Annotated in this window: 19 protein-coding genes and 2 pseudogenes; 3 read left to right on the top strand and 18 right to left on the bottom strand. The window is 72.9% G+C overall.

All coding sequences use genetic code 11. The annotated features are described in order from the left end of the window. Positions 1-7: 7 nt before the first annotated feature. Positions 8-412, bottom strand: coding sequence for a nuclear transport factor 2 family protein (locus ABTY15_RS08400; RefSeq protein ID WP_350578116.1), 405 nt, complete (start codon positions 410-412; stop codon positions 8-10). 446 nt (positions 413-858) lie between these two features. Between ABTY15_RS08400 and ABTY15_RS08395 the strand changes: the two genes are divergently transcribed. Then, positions 859-1,128: a hypothetical protein gene (locus ABTY15_RS08395; RefSeq protein ID WP_350578113.1), complete on the top strand. Its 270-nt coding sequence runs from the start codon at positions 859-861 to the stop codon at positions 1,126-1,128. A 313-nt stretch (positions 1,129-1,441) separates the two neighbouring features. Here the strand turns inward: ABTY15_RS08395 and ABTY15_RS08390 are convergent, their stop codons facing one another. From ABTY15_RS08390 to ABTY15_RS08370, 5 genes and pseudogenes are all read right to left on the bottom strand, one after another. After that, the gene (locus tag ABTY15_RS08390; RefSeq protein WP_350578110.1) at positions 1,442-2,350 is read right to left on the bottom strand and encodes an aldo/keto reductase; all 909 of its coding nucleotides are present in this window, start codon (positions 2,348-2,350) and stop codon (positions 1,442-1,444) included. Positions 2,351-2,563: 213 nt separating this feature from the next. After that, a pseudogene (locus ABTY15_RS08385) lies at positions 2,564-2,846 on the bottom strand (IS5/IS1182 family transposase); the annotation flags it as partial. Positions 2,847-2,909: 63 nt separating this feature from the next. Then, positions 2,910-3,440 (bottom strand): hypothetical protein, encoded by a 531-nt coding sequence (locus ABTY15_RS08380; protein ID WP_350578107.1) that lies wholly within the window; start codon positions 3,438-3,440, stop codon positions 2,910-2,912. Positions 3,441-3,690: 250 nt separating this feature from the next. Further along, a pseudogene (locus ABTY15_RS08375) lies at positions 3,691-3,873 on the bottom strand (IS5/IS1182 family transposase); the annotation flags it as partial. A gap of 560 nt (positions 3,874-4,433) precedes the next feature. Beyond that, positions 4,434-5,246 (bottom strand): class I SAM-dependent methyltransferase, encoded by an 813-nt coding sequence (locus ABTY15_RS08370; protein ID WP_350578104.1) that lies wholly within the window; start codon positions 5,244-5,246, stop codon positions 4,434-4,436. Positions 5,247-5,410: 164 nt separating this feature from the next. Here ABTY15_RS08370 and ABTY15_RS08365 point away from each other — a divergent pair, with 164 nt between their 5' ends. Then, positions 5,411-5,917: a DinB family protein gene (locus ABTY15_RS08365; protein WP_350578229.1), complete on the top strand. Its 507-nt coding sequence runs from the start codon at positions 5,411-5,413 to the stop codon at positions 5,915-5,917. 57 nt (positions 5,918-5,974) lie between these two features. On the opposite strand, the gene ABTY15_RS08360 is transcribed toward ABTY15_RS08365, so the two are convergent. After that, positions 5,975-6,466, bottom strand: a complete 492-nt coding sequence (locus ABTY15_RS08360) for a hypothetical protein (RefSeq protein ID WP_350578101.1) — start codon at positions 6,464-6,466, stop codon at positions 5,975-5,977. A 186-nt stretch (positions 6,467-6,652) separates the two neighbouring features. Next, positions 6,653-8,299 carry a CehA/McbA family metallohydrolase gene (locus ABTY15_RS08355; protein WP_350578094.1) on the bottom strand — a complete coding sequence of 549 codons (1,647 nt, stop codon included), beginning with the start codon at positions 8,297-8,299 and terminating at the stop codon, positions 6,653-6,655. A 230-nt stretch (positions 8,300-8,529) separates the two neighbouring features. Here ABTY15_RS08355 and ABTY15_RS08350 point away from each other — a divergent pair, with 230 nt between their 5' ends. Further along, a complete protein-coding gene (locus tag ABTY15_RS08350; RefSeq protein WP_350578091.1) occupies positions 8,530-9,513 on the top strand; it encodes a polysaccharide deacetylase family protein in 984 nt (327 codons plus the stop codon). 72 nt (positions 9,514-9,585) lie between these two features. Here the strand turns inward: ABTY15_RS08350 and ABTY15_RS08345 are convergent, their stop codons facing one another. The 10 genes from ABTY15_RS08345 to ABTY15_RS08300 all read right to left on the bottom strand — a co-directional run bounded on the left by ABTY15_RS08345 (position 9,586) and on the right by ABTY15_RS08300 (position 21,377). Beyond that, positions 9,586-9,969, bottom strand: coding sequence for a barstar family protein (locus tag ABTY15_RS08345; RefSeq protein WP_350578089.1), 384 nt, complete (start codon positions 9,967-9,969; stop codon positions 9,586-9,588). Between the two features lie 45 nt (positions 9,970-10,014). Continuing rightward, positions 10,015-10,677: a 4'-phosphopantetheinyl transferase family protein gene (locus ABTY15_RS08340; RefSeq protein WP_350578086.1), complete on the bottom strand. Its 663-nt coding sequence runs from the start codon at positions 10,675-10,677 to the stop codon at positions 10,015-10,017. Between the two features lie 165 nt (positions 10,678-10,842). Beyond that, entirely contained in the window at positions 10,843-13,191 is a 2,349-nt protein-coding gene (locus tag ABTY15_RS08335) for an arylsulfatase (protein ID WP_350578083.1), read from the bottom strand. Continuing rightward, positions 13,188-14,864 carry an ABC transporter ATP-binding protein gene (locus ABTY15_RS08330; RefSeq protein ID WP_350578081.1) on the bottom strand — a complete coding sequence of 559 codons (1,677 nt, stop codon included), beginning with the start codon at positions 14,862-14,864 and terminating at the stop codon, positions 13,188-13,190. Before ABTY15_RS08330 ends, ABTY15_RS08335 begins: the two co-directional genes overlap by 4 nt. Beyond that, complete coding sequence (locus ABTY15_RS08325; protein ID WP_350578079.1) at positions 14,861-15,712, bottom strand: ABC transporter permease; 852 nt, start codon at positions 15,710-15,712, stop codon at positions 14,861-14,863. The genes ABTY15_RS08330 and ABTY15_RS08325 overlap by 4 nt, the downstream gene beginning before the upstream one ends. A gap of 4 nt (positions 15,713-15,716) precedes the next feature. Continuing rightward, positions 15,717-16,661 (bottom strand): ABC transporter permease, encoded by a 945-nt coding sequence (locus tag ABTY15_RS08320; RefSeq protein WP_350578076.1) that lies wholly within the window; start codon positions 16,659-16,661, stop codon positions 15,717-15,719. A 62-nt stretch (positions 16,662-16,723) separates the two neighbouring features. Further along, the gene (locus ABTY15_RS08315; RefSeq protein WP_350578073.1) at positions 16,724-18,319 is read right to left on the bottom strand and encodes an ABC transporter substrate-binding protein; all 1,596 of its coding nucleotides are present in this window, start codon (positions 18,317-18,319) and stop codon (positions 16,724-16,726) included. Between the two features lie 73 nt (positions 18,320-18,392). After that, complete coding sequence (locus ABTY15_RS08310) at positions 18,393-19,616, bottom strand: ROK family transcriptional regulator (RefSeq protein WP_350578071.1); 1,224 nt, start codon at positions 19,614-19,616, stop codon at positions 18,393-18,395. Positions 19,617-19,644: 28 nt separating this feature from the next. After that, positions 19,645-20,595 (bottom strand): TauD/TfdA dioxygenase family protein, encoded by a 951-nt coding sequence (locus ABTY15_RS08305; RefSeq protein WP_350578068.1) that lies wholly within the window; start codon positions 20,593-20,595, stop codon positions 19,645-19,647. A gap of 581 nt (positions 20,596-21,176) precedes the next feature. Further along, a complete protein-coding gene (locus ABTY15_RS08300; RefSeq protein ID WP_350578065.1) occupies positions 21,177-21,377 on the bottom strand; it encodes a hypothetical protein in 201 nt (66 codons plus the stop codon). Positions 21,378-21,449: the final 72 nt, after the last annotated feature.

Genomic DNA, 21,449 nt, shown 5'->3' with positions numbered 1-21,449 from the left:
GGCGTGGTCAGGAACGGAATGCCGCTTCGGTCTGGGCGGTGTCCTCCGTGCCGCGGTAGTAGACGATCTTTCCGTCACGGAACGTGAACCGGTGGTGAAGATCCATCGCCAGCGACTTCCCGTTGGCTCGGTGAGTGGCCCGCAGCCGCACCACGGTCAGGACGTCGCTGTCGTTCGCGGCGAAGGACAGCGGGGTGAACTCCTCGACCGCCATGGTCGAACCGAATCGCTCGAAGAAGTCGGCGACTTCGGCCTTCCCGTGGCGGACGCCGTACCACGGTGCCGCGGTGGAGGTGGTCTCCGAGGCCCAGTCGACGTCATCGCCGAGCCTGGCCAGGATCCCCGGTACGTCACCGCTGCCGAATGCCGCGTAGACCGATCTGATCGTCTCGATCATGCTCTGCTCGTTCACCGGACGCCTCCTTCCGGTCGACGTAGCCATCTCGTTCCATGCTAGGAGCAGGACCGTCCCCGCCGCCTTCCGGTGCGGGCTCCCGCTGCACGGCGTCGCGAGCGCACATCTGCCCGGCCGGAAGGCGACCCCCGGAGAACGCTGTGCTCCTCGGCCGCGACGAGCACCCCGACAACTGGGCGAGGCTCCAGCCGCATACGCGTCATGTGTGCACCCTTCACAGGACTTCCACTCCGCCTGTATTCGTGGTTGCACAGGCGCCGCAAGCGACCCTGATGAGGCATCAGGCGGGGTGGAATTCTCTGGTGCTTCACGCGGAGGAATGGGCGCAACGGCATTTTTGACGGTACGCGCTCACTATCTCCCGCCTGGGTAACCGGGGTTCGCCGATGGCGGGATTCCGCCGACTTCCGTTTCCGCACCGATTTCTCCAGGTGGCAGGACCGGTGGCCGGTCGTGAGACCCCGGGCGCGTTCTACCGCCACTGGCGCCTGACGGCTCTCGACAGCCTGGACCTCGGCGTCCGGGACACCCCGCTCAACCAGGACGAGTACGGTGAGCTCCCGCTGGGTTCGGAGGCGTTCCCGCGAGTGTCGTTGGCGGCGGTGGCCGAAGCCGGTACGCATGCGATCTGTGCGGCGGCACTGGGGTCGGCCGGCAGGCAGGAGGGTTCCGTCCTGGTGGGCGGGCTGGTGGACGCGCTGCGGCCGGGGTAGTTGGTGACGACCGGGCGATGTCGACTTGACCCCGATGTCCGGCGCGGTGCCCGGGCCGCCGGGTGCGACCTGCTGGCGGGCGCTGGCCCGGCGCACGTGCTGCACGTGCTCGATGTCCTGGAGGACGGCTCGTACCTCGCGAGACCGGCCGCCTGGAGGCACGGGGAGGTCCGGGTGGTGGACTACTCCCTGTCCCTCCCGGGGCACGAGGGCGGGTTCACCCGCCGTTAGAGGGTCCGCCAGTAGGGCACTGGCGGACGCTCTCAGTGCGAGCGGTGGTCGGTGGAATCGATTCCGGCCGGCGGTGGCCCCGCTATGCTCCGGCCGGCCGCAGCGAGGTGAGGCGTGCCATCTCGTCTTCCGAGAGCCGCAGTGCGCCGGACGCCACGTTCTGCGCGAGGTGGTCCGGATCACCGGTACCCGGGATCGCCAGCACGTGCGGCCCCTGCTGCAAGGTCCAGGCCAGCCGGACCTGCGCGACGGACACACCGTGCGCGCGGGCGACGGCGCACACCGCCTCGCGGTCGCTGGCAGCCGGACCCGCCTCGCGCCCGGGACCGGCGATCGCGAAGAACGGGACGAAGGCGAGGCCGAGTTCACCGCAGAGCCGCAGGATTGCCCGGGCCTCGCTCGACGCACCGATCCCGTAGGGGTTCTGCACGCAGACGACCGGGGCGATGGCCCGGGCCTCGACCAGTTGCTCGGACGTGACGTTGGAGACGCCGAGGTGGCGGATAAGCCCGGCATCGCGCAGGTCGGCCAACGCACCGAAGTGCTCGCCGATCGAGCCGGTCCGCCGGCTCGGCGGCACGCGCAGGTTCACCACGTCCAGGTGATCGCGACCGAGTTGGCGCAGGTTCTCCTCGACCTGGCCGCGCAACTGCGCCGGCGTGGCCCACCACCACGCGCCTGAGGGATCGCGGCCCGGCCAGACCTTGGTGGTGATGACCAGATCCTCCGGGTATGGCGCCAGCGCCCGGCTGATCAGCTCGTTGGCGGAGCGCGTCGCCGAGAAGTAGAACGCGGCGGTGTCGATGTGGTTCACGCCGAGCTCGATCGCTCGCCGGAGCACGCCGATCGACCGATCGCGGTCACGCGGCACGCCGCGGTCGAAGGGCGCGGTGCCCGTCAGCCGCATCGCGCCGAACCCGATGCGGTTGACGGTCTGGTCACCAAGTTGCCAAGTACCCGTGGCAGGACCGGTGTTCGTGTGTGGGCTCATGACGTGGATCTCCTCTTGCGGCTAGGAACAAAACCGATGGTGGGGCGCGGCGTTCAGGTCGCTCGGCAGGGCGAGGACCTCGACGCGGCTCCACCGGTGTCGAGGCAGACGGGCCCCGGGCATGAAAAAAGCCTCCCCGGCGGATTGGGATCCGCACCGAGAAGGCCTACGTGATGACCAGCATTCTAGCAGGGCAAGGCGTCCACGAGCAGGTCATCGGATACGAGGGCTTCGAGAGCGGGTATCCCAGCGGTAGAGGGACCAGGCGCGTCGGATGAGGCAGCGGACGGTGATGATGACGCTGGCCGGGGCGATGAAGAACTCGATCGGAGCTTCTCGTCGCTCGGTTGCAACGGCGGACCTTGCCGAGTTTGTTCATCCACGAGTTCGTGCGTTCAACCACCCAGCGCCCGCCAGCCTGGATGGGAGTCTTCGCGCCGCGCTTGGCGACCTGCCCGGTGATCCCTCTTGCCGGCAGGTCCTGGTGGACTCGTCGTGGCCTCCCTGATCCTGTGGCTCCGGGAGCCCGCGTGATCATCGGCTCAGTGATGCGGAAGGACTACTCCTCGAACCAGACGACCAGCCGGACGTTCTGGTCGCCGTGAACCCCGGCGAGGGTACGCATGACGGTCCACACCGGCTGCCATGGACCGTCGGCGGGGACGACGTCGCGGCGCCTGGCGCGTTCAGCACGGAAGACCGTGGTGCCCGTGTCCCATTCAGTGCCCTCCGCCCACAGTTCCCCGATGCGGTCGGGGTCGACGCTCAGGGTGTCGATGCCGCTTGCCCTTGCGAACCCTCGACTCCAGTCCTCCTGGTGTACCAGCTCCAGGGTGCCGTCCAGCAGCCGCCGATACCGGGCGATGCTGGTTGCGCGGGGGATTGCCGGCTCGTCCCAGTCGATGGCGAGGATCTCGTTCCAGCCCAGCCAGGTGGCGCCGAAGGCTGTCTCACCCCATGACGCATGCTCGGCACGGGCACTCTCCGAGACGTCAGCAGGCAAGCCGCGGTCGGCAGCGACTGGTTGCCAGTGGCCACTGATGTCACGGACGCCGAACAGGCAGGCGAAGGCGCTGTAGTCCCTGGTCATGCCAAGCATGGACAGCTCGATGGCCGAGTACCACGCCGACTCTCCAATGCTGAGGCCAAAGCCCCAAGTGCGGCACTCCACGGATCCTCGAATGGTCGTTCCCACGGCCCGATTGTGCCGTACCCCACCGATCCACGTACAGAATGATCATTTGTCAGACACGGCCTACCGGGGAGCGGCCCCAGGGATGCTTGAAGGTCGGCGAAGCGGACGAGGGCGGCGGGCAGCAGAGCGTGGTCGCGGGTGTTGGCGTCTCTGTCACCCCGGCGGCGATCCACTCGTCGCGGCGGCGCCGCAGCGTGGTGGCGGAGGCGGAACAGTCCTTGTCAGCCGCGCGCTCGTATCCGCAGCCGACGACCAGGACCTGCACCAGCCGGTCGAAGACCACGGCGTTGCTGATGCGCAGGTTGTGGCAGCCCCACGGATGACGGTCCGTCTGGGGCTCGCGGCCGACCGGCCGACGCGCGTCGGCTCGGGCTGGAGTGTGATCCCGGTTGCGGTCTCGGCCCGGGCGGTGAGGTCGGTGAGGGCCGTCGAACCCCCTGGCCTTCCCATGAGCGGTGACCGTAAGGGTCCTGAGTTCCGAGCAGCGCACGCCGTCGGCGATGGCCCAGCCAGTCGGCGGTCGATGGGCCGGTAGCCATCCGGCGCTGGCACGGAGCTGGCCGTTGCTGTCCTGGCGGATCGGGCAGCCGAAGTCGGGCCAGCTCGCGGCCTGGGTGGTGGTGACTCGTGGGTTGAGGAAGACCGATCCGACCTGCCGGGTGTCCGGGCCGCTCGGGCCGAGGGGCGGGCCCCGCGGCCGGTGGCGAGCACGGCCGCGGTGACCTCCGGTACGGCCGAGCGGGCGCCGACGGAGACGTCGAGTTCGTCCGCGAGTGGGCGGTAGGCGATCGGAGCCGCAGGGGCGTGGGTCAGGCGGAGCGTGGCGCCGACGGTGCCGGTTATCCCGGGGCGTCGTCGGCCTCGCTGATTGGTGCCCGGTGCCCCGGGTCAGGGGTGGACGGCGGTGATGACGTGGTAGTCGAGGAGGCCGTCGCGGTAGGCGGTGAGGAAGTTGCGGGTCCAGTGGGAGGTGGGGACGGTGTCGGTGAGGTAGCGGTCGAGGCCGGGCCAGACGTCGGCGCCGATGGATTCGGTGTGGAGGTCGGTGAAGCCGGCCTTGGTGAGGTCGGTGGTGAAGGCGGTGAGGGGGTGGGGGACGTCGAGGCCGTCGGCGAAGCTGGCGAGGAGGAGGCTGAGGCGTTCGGCGGCGTCGGGGCCGTCGGCGGTGAAGAAGGTGGTGACGGTGAGGCGGCCGCCGGGGCGCAGGACGCGGGCGGCTTCGTGGGCGAAGCCGGTGAGTTCGCGGAAGTGCTGGGCGGCTTCGACGGAGTAGAGGCCGTCGAGGGAGGCGTCGGGGAAGGGGAGTTGGTCGGCGGCGCCGAGGGTGTAGGCGAGGCGGTCGGGGTAGGTGGCGAGGGCCTTGGCATTGACGGCGCGGGCGCGCTCGATCTGGTCGGGGTGGATGTCGACGCCGGTGACGGCGGCGAAGCGGAACTCACGCAGGGCGAGCGCGGCGCCGAGCCCGCGACCGCAGCCGACCTCGGCGAGGCGTAGCTGTTCGCGTGGTTCCGGGAAGGTCCGCAGGACGCGGCGGTAGAGCTGCTCCTGGCTGTGCACTCGGTCCTCGGCGGTCGGGGCGGTCAGGTCGATGCCGTGCCAGTCACCGAAGTTGATGAAGCCACCGGCGAACGACGGCGCCTCGCTGAGGTCGTCGGCGCCGTAGGTCCGGCGTACGGGTGCGGGAATGCGGTTCTGGTCCATCGGTCGCTCGGTCTCCTCCTGCGCATGCGCCCGTCCCTCGGGCGCGCCGAGGTACGTACCCAAACCTGTGTGGTTCCGAACACATTCCGTGACGACGGGGCCGGGGATTCGCTACAGTCCGGCTTCTGGAAGCCGTGAGAGGGAGCGAGGGGGCGAGGGTGGGGATTTCGGATGAGCGGCCGGTTCCGCCGTTGGTCGGTGGGGAGCGGGAGATGTTGCGGGGGTTCCTGGACTTTCACCGGGCGACGCTGGCGATGAAGTGTGCGGGGCTGACGGACGAGCAGTTGAAGGAGCGGTCGAGTCCGCCGTCGACGTTGAGTCTGTTGGGGCTGGTGCGGCACATGGCCGAGGTGGAGCGGGTGTGGTTCCGGCGGGTGATCAACGGGGAGGACCTGCCGTTGGTGTGGTCGGCGGGCGGGGACTTCCAGGAGGCGTACGAGGCGGAGGGGTCCAGTCGGGCGGAGGCGTTCGCGGCCTGGGAGGCCGAGGTCGAGCATGCCCGGCGGATCGAGCGGGAGGCGGAGTCGCTGGATGTGACCGGGTACCAGCCGCGTTGGGAGGCCGAGGTCTCGCTGCGGTTGGTGATGCTGCACCTCGTGCACGAGTACGCGCGGCACAACGGGCACGCCGACTTCCTGCGGGAGGCCATCGACGGGACGGTCGGGGCGTAGCCGGCGGGGGTGGGCGGTGGGCGGCGCACGCGTGCCCACCGCCCGGTGGCGGGCCGGTCACCAGCCGAGCAGGTGGGTGCCGTTCGTGAGGGCGGCGAGCAGGGTCTTGGTGGTGGTCTCGGGGGTGAGGTCCGTGGTGTCGACCGTGTGGGGGGAGCCGGTCGCCGGGCCGGGGTGGAGGACGGCGTAGTGGAGGGCGGCGCCGGTGGCGCGGCTCTCGCGGCGGAAGGTGTCCAGGGCGGGCGGGGCGGCCGCGCACTCGACGACCACCTGGTAGCCGCCGGTGGCGTAGGCGAAGGCCGCCTGCGCGGCGGCGGCGAGGGCGGTGACGTTCTGCCGCTCGGCCTCCGGGAGGTGGGGCGGGAGCTGGCCGCGGCGGATGACCCGCAGGAAGTCGTGCGCGCGCAGGTGGACGCTCGGGTGCAGCTCGGCCGCGAGCAGCGCCGCGACCGGGCTTTTCCCGGCCCCGGACGGGTCGACGAGGACGACGACGCCGCCGGCGCCCCGGCCGCCCCCGAGCTCCGGTCCACCTACGGTCGTACGGTTCACAGCTGCTGATCCCTTCGCGGGCCGGGGACGGGGGAGTACCCGGGGCGAGGCGGCCGGAGCGCGAAAGGGCCGGTCGGACCCGGATGCGGACAGCCGACCGCCTCGTCCCTACGACTGATGCTTTCGAGGATCAACCTAGTCCACGCCGGTGCCCCGAGTCGTCCCCCTCCTGGTCCGGACCGGAACCTAGCGTTCCCGGCGACCCTCGGGGCGGTCCCCGGCGGGGCGGTCCCCGGCGGGACGCTCCCCGGCGGGACGCTCCCCGGCGTCGTCCTCGGTGCGCAGGACGATCGGGTTGGTGAGGGCGGCCATCGGCCCCCAGGGGAGGTCCGGCCCCATCGCGTTGCCCTTGCCGCCCGTGCCGTCCGCCTTCGGGTGGCGCACCTCGGCCCGGACGTACGCGGCCAGCGAGGCGGTGGTCCGCCACACCACGGTGCCGGAGCCGTCGGCGGGCAGCGGCTCCTGGTGCAGCTGGCCCTCGTCGGTGATCAGCCGGACGGTGCCGCCGGGCACCCCGGAGACGGTGAGCCGGACGTCCAGCGGGGCGCCCGCGGGGACGGTCAGCTCCTCGCCGATGCCCGCCCGGCGGCCGTGCCCGGTGACGGTGAACTCCAGGTGAACGGTGGAGCTTTCGGCGAGCCAGCTGCGCCCGGCGCGCAGCCCGTCGAGGACCGCGTCCCGGGTGAGGTCCTCGGCGAGGACCACGTTGTGCGGGGAGCCGATCACCTGCGGGACGCTGTGCGCGTCGCTGTTGCCCATGGCGGGCAGCCAGGAGCGGCCCTCGCGCAGGGCGACGGCGAGCCTGCCGTCCCAGGTGTCCACCGCCGACTCGTCGTCGTACGTCCAGGGCCCGTTCCACACCTCGACGGCGTCGGCCTGCTCGTAGCCGAACTTCCACTGGCAGGCGACGTACGGGCAGTACGGGTGCGCGGGCACCACCAGGCCGCCGGCGCGGTGGACCTCGCGGACGAAGCGCGGGTAGGCCTCGTCGCGGGAGCGGTAGCGCCAGTCGACGAACTGGCCCGGTTCGAGGCCGAGGGCCAGCCAGTGGCCGTTGCGGGTGGTGACCTCCTCGCCGGGGAGGATGAGCAGGTCGGGGCCGGCCAGCGGGCCCCAAACGGCGTGCGAGGAGCTGGTGTTGTGGTCGGTGGAGACGATGAAGTCCAGGCCGGCCGCGCGGGCGCCGGCCGCCACCTCCTCGGGCCGGCGCTGCCCGTCGGAGTGCACGGTGTGCAGGTGGCAGTCGCCCCGGTACCAGGCGCGGCCGCGGCCGCGGGCCCGCTCCGGCGGGTAGGACGGGGCGAACTCCGGCCCGGGCGTGCCGAATCGGAGGGTGACCTGGACGTGGTAGTCCAGCCCTTGCGGCGCGACCTGGTAGGGGCCGATGGCGATGTGCCAGGTGCCGGGGTTGATCGGGCCGGGCAGGTAGCCGGGGGTCGCGGTGTCCCGGGCGAGGCTGAACTCGGTGCGGAAGCCGCCGGACCAGCCGCGGAAGCCGGGGCCGCCGAGGTCGGTGCCGCGCTCGTCGAAGATGCCGATGTCGCAGGAGTTGCCGGGGGTGCCGGCCGGGACGGGGGGCTTGTCGTAGCCGTAGGAGACGGCGATCTCCCGGACGCCGTCGGGGACTTCGAAGGGGAGGTGGACGAAGTCGGGGGCGCCGGTGGGGAGATGGCCGGTGAGGGTGAGGGTCTGCTCGCCACCGGGTGGGGTGGTCGGGGTGGCGGCTGCTCCGCTGGTCGAGGCGAGGCCGAGGGCGGTGGCGGCGCCGGTGGCGAGGCCGGTGCGGAGGAGGTCGCGGCGGGCGGGGTGGGGAGTGCGGGGGTCGGTGGGCATCGGGGCCTCCGGGCTGGGGCGGGCGGGTCCGCTCGCGTGCCTACCCGTGGGGGTGAACCGGGGGTGAGGCAGGGCCCACGGGGATGGGGCGGGTCGGTGAAGGGGGGCGGGGAGGGGCCGGAGCCGGGGAGGGGATGGGGCTGAGGCGGGGGCGGGGGCGAGTTGCGGGGAGCCATGAATGGTCGGTTCATATTCATGGAACCCGATCGGATCGTGGAGCGGAGACGGGCGTGGCACTGAGTCGGCGGGCGCTGCTGGCGGCGGTGGGCGGGAGCGCGCTGGCGGGGTGCAGTCCCTCGGCGCGGGGCCCGGCGGCGGGCTCCATAGCCCCGGCACCGTCCGCGATGCTCGCCGCCCCGTCGGCTCCGGCCTCGGTCACGGCCTCGGCCTCCGCCTCGGCACCACCGGCGGAGAGCGCCGCGCCGACCGAGAGTGCCATGTCGACCGGCAGTGCCGCGCCGACGCCGACCCCCACCGCGAGCGCGGGCAAGGCCGCCGCGCCCCGGGAGCCCACCCGGGCGGAGGTGGTCGACCGCTACGGCGGCGCCGCGCCGGCGGAGTGGGGGCTGGAGGTCGCCGGGGTGATCACCGAGCTCCCCGAGGGCGAGCGCGCGACGGCGCTGACCTTCGACGCCTGCGGCGGCCCCGGCGGGAACGGCTACGACGCCGCACTGATCGACTTCCTCCGGGCGCACGCCGTCCCGGCCACGCTCTTCCTGAACGCCCGCTGGATCGACGCCAACCCGGACGAGTTCGAGCAGCTCGCCGCCGACCCGCTGTTCGAGATCGGCAACCACGGCACCGTCCACCGCCCGCTCTCGGTCACCGGCCGCTCGGCCTACGGCATCGCCGGCACGCGCGACGTCGGCGAGGTGTACGACGAGGTGGCGGGCAACGCGCACAAGCTCGCCGGGCTGCTCGGGCACCCGCCGCGGTTCTTCCGGTCCGGGACCGCCCACTACGACGACGTCGCCACCCGGATCGTCGCCGACCTGGGGGGACGGGTGGCCGGCTTCACCGTCAACGGCGACGGCGGGGCGACGCTCAGCGCCGCCCAGGTGCGGCAGGAGGTGGCGGCGGCCCCGGCGGGGGCGATCGTCATCGGGCACCTGAACCACCCGGGCGGCGGCACCGCCCCCGGCGTGGCGGCGGCGGTGCCGGGGCTGCTGGCGGCGGGGCGGCGGTTCGTCCGGCTGTCGGACGTCCTCGGGTGAACAGCTCCCCGGACGAGGACGGGACCTGAGCCAGCCGAGGACGGGACCTGGGCCAGCCGACGAGGACACGCCCTAAGCCAGCCGGAGGCCCTTCGGGAGCTCCTCCTCGATGATCTCGACCAGCCAGTCGAAGACCGTCGGCCCCTGCCCGGCCCGGGCGGCGGCGAGCTTGGCGGTGACCGTCTCGCGGTGGGTGGGGTGGCAGCGGGTCAGGCGGTCCTCCAGCTGGCGGACCGTCTCCGGGTAGCCGAGGTTGCGCCGGGAGACCTCGTGGTCACGCCACTCGATCTCGTAGTCGCCGTCCTCGGGCGTGCCGAAGCCGCCGCGCAGGCAGTCCGCGAAGGCATCGAGGTTGCGGCCGAAGTAGCCGCCGCAGCCGATGGACTGCCCGACGACCTCCCAGAAGTCCTCCAGCGAGCCGACACGGGTGCCATCGATCACATAGGTCACGGTCACATGGTCGAGGATAGGGCGGGGGTGCGACAGAGGGAGCCCCGGGTGTCAGGACCCGTCCAGCGGAACGGCGATGGCGGTGGCGAGCAGGCCGTCGCGGACCGTCCAGCGGCCGTCGAAGCCGTCCAGGCGGCGGCCGCCGACGACCGGGCCGGGGACGAGCAGGCGGGCGGTGAAGGTGCCGTCGGGGGAGAGGACCAGATCGGCCTCGTCGAAGTCCAGGAACACCTGCATGAGCGGGAACCAGGCCTTGTAGACCGACTCCTTGGCGCTGAAGAGGATCTTGTCCCACGGGGTGTCGGGGTGGTCGGCGAGCAGCTTCTCGAGCCGCTGCCGCTCGTCGGGCAGGGCGACGAGGTCGAGCACGTCCGCGGGCAGCGGCTGCGCGGGCTCGGCGTCGATGCCGACCGAGGCGAGGTCGCCGGCGCGGGCGACGGCCGCGGCGCGGAAGCCCTCGCAGTGGGTGAGGCTGCCGATCACGCCGTCGGGCCAGCCCGGTGCGCCGCGCAGGCCCGGGAGCAGCGGGCGGTAGGGGACGCCGAGGCGGGTGAGGGCGGCGCGGGCGCAGTGCCGGACGGTGGTGAACTCGCGCCGGCGCTTGTCGACGGCCCGGGCGACGGCGGCTTCCTCGGCGGGTTCCAGCCGGGCCTCCGGGGGGTCGTCGTAGGCCACTTCGGTCACCACGACGTCCGGCAGCAGGTCCCCGATCACGTACTCCCCCTCGGTCGGCCGCGCGGGCGGTCATGCGGTCGGCCGCGCGGGTCGTGCGGGCGGTTCGCCGCGCGTGTCGAGCCTAACCCGGGGGCGGGTGGTGCGGGAGGGGCCCGGCCTCGGCCGCCAGGTCGTGCGACCCGGCGGGCGAGGACGGGCCCTCGGTCACTCGAACGCCGCGGCCGCTTCGCGCAGCGCCCGCGCGACCGTCTCCGGGTCGTACGGGGCCGGTTCGCCCGGGAGGTAGGTGACCGCGCGCAGGGCGCCGGTGTAGCGGAACGAGCGGTGTCGTTCGTGCACCGGCCAGGACACCGGTGACTTGCGGTCGATGCCGACGCTGATGCCCTGGAAGGGGGCCATGCCGATCAGTTGGTGCACCGGCCCGAGCCGGCCGCCCTCGACGCCGTCGACGAGCAGCCGGAACTCCCACTTGAGGTCGGCGACGGCGGTGGCCTCGACGGTGACCAGCCGGGCCCCGGCCGGGAGCGGTCCGGCGTCGGCTTCGAGGAGTTCGCCGTACTGGTTGTAGGCGAAGCGCAGTCGGCCGTCCTCGACGTAGAGGCTGTACCCGCCACCCTGGTCCCCGTGCGAGACCAGGACGCCCTGGTCGCCGTCCTGGTGCCGGTCGAGCGCGACCTCGATGACGAAGGAGCGGAAGGAGATCAGCCGGGAGGAGCGGTAGCGCTCCAGTTCGGGCGTGCCGGCGAGCAGGGTGACCGGGCGGCGCAGCCGTTCGGCCTCGGGGCCGCGCAGGGCGAGGGCGCCGCTGCCGTCGGCCAGCGGGAAGACCCCGTCGCGCCAGGCGGCGGCCTCCCAGGCGGCCGACAACTCCTTGACCAGGCCGGGGTGTTCGGCGGAGACGTCATGGATCTCGGTCGGGTCGGTGCGCAGGTCGTAGAGGGCCCACTCGCCGTCGTCGTAGGGTGCGCCGAAGCGGTGCAGGGTGACCAGCTTCCAGCCGTCGCGGTAGTAGCTGCGGTTGCCGGTCATCTCGCAGTACTGCTCGGGGTGGGTGCTGGGCGCCTCGGCGGAGCGCAGGACGGCGCCGAAGCCGATCCCGTCGAGCTCCTGCACGGGCTGCCCGCCGCGCTCGGACGGCCTTGCCACGCCCGCGAGTTCGAGGAGGGTGGGCAGGATGTCGGTGACGTACTGGTACTGCGGGCGGACGCCGGTGTCGCCCTCGGCGCGGGGCAGGCCGGCCGGCCAGGACAGGACGAAGGGGACGCGCACGCCGCCCGCGTAGGTCTGGCCCTTGTAGAGCCGGAACGGGGTGTTGGAGGCCATGCCCCAGCCGCGCGGGTAGTGGACCAGGCTCTGCGGGCCGCCGATGAGGTCGATCTCGCGCTGGACGTCCGGGTTCCAGTCCGCGGGGAGGTTCGGGTGGTGGACGAAGCGGCTGAAGTAGCTGCGGGTGCCCTCGGCGCCGCCCTCGCCGGTGCCGCCGTTGTCGGAGGTGAAGACGATGACGGTGTTGTCGAGTTCGCCGAGCGCGGCCAGGGTGTCGGTGAGCCTGCCGAGGTTCTGGTCGACGTTGTCGACCATCGCCGCGTACACCTCCATGTAGCGGGCGTACAACTTCTGCTGGACTTCGGTGAGTTCGCTCCACGGGCCGACCTCGTACCCGGCCTCGGAGTTGCGTTCGGGCAGCTGCGTGCCGGGCGGGAAGTGGCCGGCGGCCAGCTGGCGGGCGAAGCGGGCGGCGCGCAGCTCGTCCCAGCCGCCGTCGTAGCGACCGCGGTGCCGGGCGAGGTCCGCGGGCTTGGCCTGGAGCGGTCCGTGGACGGCGTTGTGGGCGAGGTAGAGGAAGAACGGCTTCTCGCCGTCGTGGGCGCGCAGCGACTTGACCATCTTGATGGCCTGGTCGGTGATGTCGTCGGTGTAGTAGTAGTCGTCGGGGAACTCGTCGATGTCCAGCGGGCTGTTGTCGCGGACGAGTTGGTGCGGGTGGAAGAGGCTGGTCAGGCCCTCCAGGACGCCGTAGTACTGGTCGAAGCCCTTCTGCAGCGGCCAGTTGGCGCGGTGGTCGGCGGCGTTGGAGGCGGAGTCGCGGGTGAGGTGCCACTTGCCGACGGCGTAGGTGGCGTACCCGGCGTCGTGCAGCAGTTCGGCGAGGGTGGGGATGTCCCCGGCGACCTCCATGCCGTAGCCGGGGAATCCGGGGTCGGCGTTGGCGACGAAGGAGTAGCCGACCCGGTGCGGGTTGAGGCCGGTGAGCAGGGCCGCCCGGGCGGGCGAGCAGAGCGGCATGGTGTGGTAGTTGGCGAGCCGGACACCGGTGGCGGCGAGGCGGTCCAGGGTCGGGGTGGGGATCTCGGAGCCGAACGGGCCGATGTCGCTGTAGCCCATGTCGTCGATCAGCACGACGACGATGTTGGGTGCGCCCTCGCGGGGGCGCACCCGCTGCGGCCAGGCGGGGACGGACTCGCCGAAGGTGCGGCCGACGGTGCCGGAGAAACCGGCGTACGGGTCCCGGCGGTGCGGGTCGGGCTGATGAGGGTTCGAGGGCGTGGTCATGCGGTGCTCCGGGTGGTGGGTCGGGAGGTGGGCGATTCCGAACGCGGTCGGCGCGCCAGCTGGTCCAGGCTCGGCACTGCGGACAACAGCTCGGCGGTGTAAGGATGTTGTGGATCGGTGACGACGCGGTCGGCCGGGCCGGTCTCGACGATCCGGCCGTGGTGCAGCACGGCGATCCGGTGGCTGACCTGCCGGACCACCGCCAGGTCGTGGGCGATGAACAGGATGGCCAGGCCGAGTTCGCGTTGCAGCCGGGCGAGCAGCTCGATCACCTGGGCCTGGACCGAGACGTCGAGCGCGGAGACCGGTTCGTCGCAGATCAGCACGCTCGGTTCGGGCGCCAGCGCCCGGGCGATGCCGATGCGTTGGCGCTGTCCGCCGGAGAAGGCGCGCGGGTGGCGGTCGGCCATGTCCGGGTCGAGGCCGACCTGGCGGAGCAGTTCGGCGACCCGGGTGGCGCGCTGTGCGCGGTCGCCCAGGCGGTGGGCGATCAGCGGCTCGGCGATGATCTGCCCGGCGGTCATCCGGGGGTTGAGCGAGGAGTACGGGTCCTGGAAGACCAGCTGGATCTCCCGGTGCGGGGTGCGCCCCAACTCCTCGCCCCGGAACCGGATCCGGCCGGCCGAGGGCGGGTGCACCTGGACCAGCGCCCGGGCCAGCGTGGACTTCCCGGAGCCGGACTCGCCGACCAGGCCCAGGGTTTCGCCGGGGTGCAGGGCGAGGTCGACGCCGTCCAGCGCGGTGACGGTGCGCCGCCGCGGGCCGTAGGTCTTGCGCAGCCCCTCGACGGTGAGCAGCGGCTCCGCGCTCGGCGTGCTGTTGGCGGCGGCCGAGGAGGGCTCCTCCAGTCGGGGCACTGCCGCCAACAGTGATTGCATGTAGGGGTGTTGGGGATTGCCGAGGACCTCGGCGACGGTGCCCCGCTCGACCACCCGGCCGGCCCGCATGACCAGCAGCCGGCGGCAGGTCCGGGCGATCACCCCGAGGTCGTGGCTGATCACCACGAGCGCGGTGCCGGTCTCCCGGTTGATCCGGGTGAGCAGGCGGAGGATCTGCTGCTGGACGGTCGGGTCGAGCGCGGTGGTCGGCTCGTCGGCGACCAGCACCTCGGCGCGGTGGGCGAGCGCGAGGGCGATCATGATGCGCTGGCGCTGGCCGCCGGAGAACTGGTGCGGGTGGTCGCGCAGCCGGGCGGCGGCGTCCGGGATGCCGACCAGGTCGAGCAACTCGACGGCGCGGGAGGCACGTTCGGCGCGCGGGGTGCTGCCGTGGGCGCGCAGCGCCTCGTCCAGCTGCTTGCCGACGGTGAGCACCGGGTTGAGCGAGGACATCGGGTCCTGGAAGATCATCGCGATCCGGCGGCCGCGCAGGGCGCGCAGCCCGTCCTCGGGCAGGGCAGCGAGGTCCTGGCCGGCGAGTTCCACCGCGCCGGCGGTGATCCGGCCGCCGGACGGCAACATCCGCAGCAGGGCGAGTGCGGTGGTGGACTTGCCGGAGCCGGACTCGCCGACGATGCCCAGGGTGTCGCCGGGGGCGAGGGTGAAGCCGACGCCGTCCACGGCCGGGGCGGCACCTCCGGCCGGGTCGGAGGAGACGGCGCCGGAGGAGACAGCGCCGGAGGAAGCGGTGTCGAAGGAGACGGTGAGGTCGCGGACGTGCAGCACGGGCGTCATCGGCGGATCCCCCGGTTCAGGGCCTCGGCGATCAGGGTGAAGCCGAGCACCAGGGCGGTGGTGGCGGCCAGCGGGGCGGCCGCGAAGGTGGGGTTGGTGGCGAGGTAGGCGACGGACTGGCTGAGGATGCTGCCGAGGGTGGGCTCCGGGGGCCGGACGCCGAGGCCGAGGAAGCTCAGCCCGCCCTCGATGAAGACGCCGATGGACAGCGCGACGGCGCTCTGCACGATCAGTGGGTCGACGGCGTTGGGGACGACGTGCCGCAGCAGCACCCGGGCCCGGGAGGCACCGCCGACCCGCGCCGCCAGGGCGTACTCGCGCTCCCGCTGGACCAGGAGGCCGGCCCGCAACTGCCGCCCGAAGCCCGGGATTTCGGCGAGCGCGATGACGATCACGACCGGCCAGCGGCCGGGGCCGAGGACGGCGGTGACGGCCAGGCCGAGGATCAGCCCGGGGAAGGAGAGCAACAGGTCGAAGAGCCGTTGCACGGTGAGGTCGGCCCAGCGGGAGGTGGCGGCGATCAGCGCGGCCGAGCAGCCGAGCAGGGCCCCGAGCGGGACGGCGGTGAGGATGATCGCGAGGTCGGTGCCGATGCCGTGCAGCACGCGGCTGAACAGGTCGCGGCCCAGGTCGTCGGTGCCGAAGGGGTGTTGGCCGCCGGGGCCGGCCAGCGCCAGCGCGCTCTGGGCGTTCGGGTCGGTGTCGGTGAGCAGCGGGGCGAGCAGCCCGGCGAGGGCGACCACGCCGACCAGGGCGAGGCCGGTCAGGCCGCGCCAGGTGCGCAGGCCGGCCAGGTAGCGGCTGCGCGGGCGGCGCCGGGAGTCGAGGGGCAGGGCGAGGACGGTCATGAGGTCACTCCCACCGGATCCGGGGGTCGAGCCAGGCGTACACCAGGTCGGTGAGCAGCTGGACGGCGACGTAGACGGCGACGACGAGCAGCAGCAGGTCCTGGACCACCGGGTAGTCCCGGCGGAGCACCCCCTGCTCGATCAGCTGGCCGAGCCCGGGCCAGGCGAAGATCCGCTCCACCAGCACGGCCCCGGCGATGAGTTGGCCGATCTGGAGGCCGAGCACGGTGACCGCGGAGGGCAGTGCGTTGGGCAGCGCGTGCTGCCAGACGATCCGCCGCCGGGAGACCCCGAGCGCGGTCGCGGTGCGGACGTAGTCCTCGGCGAGGGCCCGCTCGATGCCGTCCTTGAGGTAGCGGGCGAGGACGGCGGCGCTGGGCAGGGCGAGGCAGACGGCGGGCATCAGCAGGTACTGGACGGCCAGGTCGGGGGCGTCGAGCAGGGACTCGTGCCCGCCGGCCGGGAGCAGCCCGAGCGAGACGGCGAAGACCAGGACGAGGACGATGCCGGTGACGAACGGCGGGACGGCGAGCACGGCGGTGGTGACGGCCTGGACCGCGGCGGCGACCGGTCGGCGCCGGGCGGTGGCGCCCAGCACCGCCAGCGGAAGTGCGATCAGCACCACCAACAGCAGGGCACCGGCGGTGAGTTGGGCGGTGGCGGCGAGCCCGTTGCCGATCAGGTCGGCGACCTGGCCGCCGATCGCGTAGCTGGGCCCGAGGTCGCCGCTCAGCAGGTGGCCGAGCCAGCTCAGGTACTGGCCGAACAGCGGTTGGTCGAGCCCGAGTTGGGCGCGGATCGCGGCGACGGTGGCGGGTGAGGCGTCCGGGCCGGCCAGCGTGGTGGCCGGGTCGCCGGGGATCAGCCGCAGGAGGAGGAAGACCGTGAAGGAGGCGAGGGCGAGGACGAGCAGCCCGCTGGGTAGCCGTTTGAGGAGGAAGGAGCGCATTGGCCGGGGCCCTTTGGTTTCTGTCAGATGCTTCTGGCCGGTGTTTCTGTCGGGGAGTTCGGTCAGGCCGTCAGATAGGCGTCGTCGAGGTTGAGATAGCTGAACTTGTTGAGGGTCGCGCCCCGCACCTTGCTGCCCGCGACCTCGACCAGGCCGGCGATGGCGAGGTCGATGACGAACTCCTCGTCCAGCAGGGTGTCGGTGATCCTCTGGTAGAGGGCCGCGGCCTCGGGGCCGTCGCTGTCGGTGCGGTTCCAGGCCTGCTGGACGATGTCGGTGTAGGCGGGGGAGCTGAAGTGCGAGCTGTTCTTCGCCTCGTTGAACGGGTAGGCGCTCACCGCCAGGGTGGCCGGGTGGAGTTGGGCGAAGCCGTGGCTGAGCGTCCACAGTGCCGGCATGGTCTGCGAGATGAGCTGCTTCTGCATGGTCGGCGAGTCGACGGGCTGGAGGACCAGCTCGATGCCGACCTGCTTGAGGTCGTACTGGAGGATCTGCGCGATGGCGGTGGCGCCGGGCTCGCTGGAGTGCGCGAACGGCAGGGTGATCGACTCCAGGCCGGCCTCCTTGAGCAACGCCCGTGCCCTGTCCGGGTCGTGGCGGTAGTGGCCGGCGGCGGCCTCGCTGTAGGCGGGGGAGGACTTGGGCCACGGGACGGCGGAGACCGTGCCGTAGCCGCCGAGCGCCTGCTGGACGAACCGCTCGCGGTCCACCGCCCAGGCGATCGCCTGCCGGACGCGCTTGTCGCCGACGTGCTCGGCGGTGAGGTTGACGCCGATGTAGTAGGCGCCGGAGCCGGTGTCGTACTGCCTGATCCGGAACTGCGGGTCGTTCTTCAGAGTGGCGACGTCCTTGCCGCGGACGCTGTAGGACAGGTGCGTCTGGCCGGTCCTGAGCGAGGAGAGCAGCGATTCGGACTGCGGGACGACCCGGATCTCCACGCCGTCGAGGTAGGGGCGGCCGGGGTTCCAGTACTTGTCGTTGCGGGCGAAGGCGAGCGAGGAGCCGGGCTTGCGGTCGCTGAGGGTGAACGGGCCGGTGCCGATGAGCCTGGTGCCGGAGACGGCGTCCTCGACGGTGGCCGAGTCAGGGATGATCATGAACTCGAAGAGGTCGAAGAGGTTGCTCACCGGGTGGGCGAGGACCAGGGTGAGCTCGAAGTCGCCGTTCTTGCGGAACTCGGTCACGGTGGCGGCGGTCGAGCGCAACTGGGCCGAGCGGGCCGGGTTCTGGAGGTTCTTGACGGCGAACACCACGTCGTCGGCGGTGAATCTGCGGCCGCTGTGGAAGAGGACGTCCTCGCGCAGCTTGAGCGTGACGGCCTTGCCGTCCGGCGCGACCTGCCAGGAGGTGGCCAGTTCGGGCTGCGGCTGGAGCCGGTCGTCGTAGCGGGTGAGGGTGTTGAACACCAGCCGCTGGACGAGGGTGTTGGCGCTCTGCGCGAACAGCAGGCTCGGCGTGAAGTCCACCCCGGTGGCCACCGAGAGGACGCCGCCGCGGCGCGGGCCGCCCGAGGCGTTCGCGGGGTCCGCGGCGGAGGAGGCGGTGTCGGCGGCCGACCGGCAGGCCGCGAGCGCCAGCAGGCCGACACCGGCGAGGCTCCCGCGCAGCAGGGCGCGGCGGGAGGGGCCGGGGGCGGAGGGTGGGGTGAACGCGGTCATGGCGGGTCCTTCGGTGGTTTGGGGTGGTGCTGCGGGCGGGCCGGCGGGCGTGGTGCGGGCCGGCGGGTGCGGGCTAGCGGATGAGGGGCCGGCGGGTGAGGGCGTGGACGGGGCGGGCGTAGAGCTCGGCGAGCACCGGAGCGCCGGCCGCGACGGCGAGCGCGTCGGCGCCGCGCCGCTGGGCGATCAGTAGGTCGGCGTCCCGGTGCAGGTGCGAGCGGAGCGCGAACTCCTCGCGGACGACGGTGAGGAAGGCGGGGTCGAGGACGGCGAAGGTCTCGGTCAGCACCAGCAGGTCCGGGTTGACCACGTCCGCGAGCAGGGCGAGGGCGCGGCCGATGACCCGGGCCCGGGCGCGGACCAGCCGCAGGGCCCCGGGGTCGCCCTGCTGGACGGCGGCGATCAGCTGGGCGCGGTCGGCGGTGGCGGTGACCCCCTCGGCGACGGCCGCCTCGAACAGGGTGGTGTCCGAGGCGGCGACCGAGAGGCAGCCGAGCCAGCCGCAGTGACAGAGCGCGTCGCTGTCGGCGACCGGCAGGTGCCCGAGGTCGCCGGTCGCCGAGGGCGGCCCGAGGTGGACCGTCCCGGCGACCGCCAGCGCCGCGTCCACCACGTGGCCGACGAACAGGTGCACCATGCTCCGGCGGGCCGCCGGGTGGCCGAACAGGATCTCGGCCTGGGTCAGCGCACGGGCGTGGTTGTCCACCTGGACGGGGAGTCCGGTGGCCGTCTCCAGCAGTTCGCGCAGCGGCAGGTTGGTCCACCGGAGCGGGCCGTGACGGATCGTCAGGCCGCTCGCCGGGTCGACGGCGCCACCGGTGACGGCGCCCAGGCCGACGATCGTCCGGCCGCCGCGCAGGGCGGTGAGCAGCCGGGGCAGCCGCTCCAACAGTGGCTTCAGGACGGCGAATCCGGTGCGGCCGCGGTTGGAGATCTCCTGTCGGTGGAGCACCCGGCCGCGCAGGTCGAGCAGCGCGAAGGTGGTGTACGGGACGCCGATGTGGAGCCCGGCGACGGCGAGCCGGTCGGGGTCGACGTCCAGCGGGAGCTGCGGGCGCCCGAGCGTTCCGGCACCGCCGCCGGCCGCCAACTCCGGTCGCTCGCGCAGCAGTCCGAGCCGGACCAGGTCCACCACCTGCCGGGACACCGCCGAGGCGCTGAGCCCGGTGCGGGCGGCGACCCGGCTGCGGGCGACCGGTCCGTGGTCGAGCACGGTGCGCAGCACGGCCGAGGCGTTGGCGTCCCGGCGGTCGTCCCCGGCGCGCGGGGCCGGGCGGGGAGCGATGGTGGTGGTCATGGTCGTTCCAACTCGGGTTTCCGGTAGATCAGTTGGCTGCTTCGAGCTCGGCGGCGGGGACCAGGCCGGCCACCCGCGGCGGGTCGGCGGGCTCCAGCAGCCGGCTGGGGGCGCCGTGCACGTCCACCGGCAGGTCCCCGTCCAGGGTGATCCGGCGGACCAGGCGCGGCTCGTCGCCGTAGTCGTTGACCGCGTAGTGCTGGGTGGCCCGGTTGTCCCAGAGCGCGACGTCGCCGACCTGCCAGTCCCAGCGGACGGTGTTCTCCAGGCGCTCGACGTACCGCTGGAACAGCTCGATCAGCGCGCGGCTGTCGGCCCCCGAGACGCCCAGGATGCGCTGCGCGAACGCGCCCAGCAGCAGGGACTTCTCGCCGGTCACCGGGTGCACGCGCACCACCGGGTGCTCGGTCTTGAACGCCGTCGAGACGAAGACCTCCCGGAACAGCTTCGCCACCTCGGCGTTGTCGGCGAGCTCCGGCCGCAGGGCGAGGCTGGCGGCGTAGTCGTAGTCGTTGGTGTGCACGGCGCGCAGGCTCTCGGCGAGGGTCTTCAGCGGCGCGGGCAGGTCCTGGTAGGCGGCCGCGGTGTTGGCCCACACCGTGCTGCCGCCGGCCGGCGGGAGCTCCAGCGCGCGCAGGATCGAGGCCTTCGGGTAGGACGGGACGAAGGTGACGTCGGTGTGCCAGTTGTTGGCCCGCACGCCCTTGGTGGCGTCGAGCTCGAAGATGTAGCGGCCGTCCGCGCTGGGGACGGTCGGGTGGCCGACCGGGTCGCCCAACAGGCGGGCGAACGCCTCGTGTTGGGCGTCGTCCAGGTGCTGCTGGCCGCGGAAGAACAGCACCTTGTGCCGGTGCAGCGCGGCCTCGACGGCGGCCACGGTCTCGGCGGGCAGGTCGCCGCCGAGGCGGACGTCGTGGACGAGCGCGCCGATCCGGCCGGCGACGGGCGTGAGGCGCAGTTCGGTCAGGGCGGTGGTCATGGTGCAACCCCTTTGCGGGTGTGGGTGAGTGGCGCCGACCGGCGGATCCCGGGCGGCGTGCGGTCAGGCGTGCAGTCAGGCGAACGAGCAGGCGGACGGGCACTCGGACGCGGATGCGGACGAGCAGGCGAACGGGTGGCCGAACGGCACGGCGGGGCCGTGCGGGGGAGGGCCCGGCCGCGGTGGGCGCGGACGGGTCAGAGCACGAGCGCGCCGCGACAACAGCGGCGCGCGCAACGGGCGGGGGCGGGGCACGGGACACGGCGGACAGCGGTGTGCATCGGCCCTCCTTCCGGCTCGTCGCGAGTGGGCTCGGCGCTCATCGTGCTGAAGGGGCCGGGGTGCTGTCAATCGCCATCTTGGCTGCTGGGAGCGGGTGTTGCCGGTCCGTTGCGGCACGTTGCGGCGGATGACGGGGGTGCTTCAGCCGGGCGTTCGCCCTTGTGACGGGGGCGCGGCGGTGACTAACGTGCGGAGCGGAAGTAAGTCCGGCGACCGCGGCGCGGACCGTGCGCGGGCATGTCGAACGGGCGGACGCGACACAGCGCGTCCGCCCGCTTCGTCGTGCCGGGGGCGGGGGCCTACTGTCCGAGCAGGCGGGCGAAGTCCAGCCCGAGGCTGCCGAGTACCGGCAGTGCGCCGAGGTCGGTGACGGCGCCGACCGGGATGCTGTAGCCCTGGTTCACCTCGCGGGTCGCGGCGGTCGCGGTGGCCGCGGTGGCCGCCTCGCCGACCGGGAGCAGGACGGCGGCGAGCAGCAGGGCGGTGAGGGCGGTGCGCATGGGGCGGGGCCTCCTGGGCGGCGTGACGGCCTGTCAACACCGTCCCAACACCGTCCGTGGTGGTGCGGTCAC

Source organism: Kitasatospora sp. NPDC097643 (assembly GCF_040302625.1).
In the GTDB taxonomy this organism is placed as follows: Bacteria; Actinomycetota; Actinomycetes; order Streptomycetales; family Streptomycetaceae; genus Kitasatospora.
Note: the sequence above shows the minus strand (reverse complement) of the source record. Positions and strands in the feature narration are given on the sequence as shown.

What these genes read in the sequence shown, in the direction of transcription:
- ABTY15_RS08355 (WP_350578094.1), bottom strand. Translation starts at nt 8,299, where the DNA reads ATGCCCACCGACCCCCGCACTCCCCACCCCGCCCGCCGCGACCTCCTC.
- ABTY15_RS08370 (WP_350578104.1), bottom strand. Translation starts at nt 5,246, where the DNA reads ATGGACCAGAACCGCATTCCCGCACCCGTACGCCGGACCTACGGCGCC.
- ABTY15_RS08305 (WP_350578068.1), bottom strand. Translation starts at nt 20,595, where the DNA reads ATGACCACCGCCCTGACCGAACTGCGCCTCACGCCCGTCGCCGGCCGG.
- ABTY15_RS08330 (WP_350578081.1), bottom strand. Translation starts at nt 14,864, where the DNA reads ATGACGCCCGTGCTGCACGTCCGCGACCTCACCGTCTCCTTCGACACC.
- ABTY15_RS08320 (WP_350578076.1), bottom strand. Translation starts at nt 16,661, where the DNA reads ATGCGCTCCTTCCTCCTCAAACGGCTACCCAGCGGGCTGCTCGTCCTC.
- ABTY15_RS08315 (WP_350578073.1), bottom strand. Translation starts at nt 18,319, where the DNA reads ATGACCGCGTTCACCCCACCCTCCGCCCCCGGCCCCTCCCGCCGCGCC.
- ABTY15_RS08300 (WP_350578065.1), bottom strand. Translation starts at nt 21,377, where the DNA reads ATGCGCACCGCCCTCACCGCCCTGCTGCTCGCCGCCGTCCTGCTCCCG.
- ABTY15_RS08380 (WP_350578107.1), bottom strand. Translation starts at nt 3,440, where the DNA reads ATGACCAGGGACTACAGCGCCTTCGCCTGCCTGTTCGGCGTCCGTGAC.
- ABTY15_RS08310 (WP_350578071.1), bottom strand. Translation starts at nt 19,616, where the DNA reads ATGACCACCACCATCGCTCCCCGCCCGGCCCCGCGCGCCGGGGACGAC.
- ABTY15_RS08325 (WP_350578079.1), bottom strand. Translation starts at nt 15,712, where the DNA reads ATGACCGTCCTCGCCCTGCCCCTCGACTCCCGGCGCCGCCCGCGCAGC.
- ABTY15_RS08390 (WP_350578110.1), bottom strand. Translation starts at nt 2,350, where the DNA reads ATGAGCCCACACACGAACACCGGTCCTGCCACGGGTACTTGGCAACTT.
- ABTY15_RS08335 (WP_350578083.1), bottom strand. Translation starts at nt 13,191, where the DNA reads ATGACCACGCCCTCGAACCCTCATCAGCCCGACCCGCACCGCCGGGAC.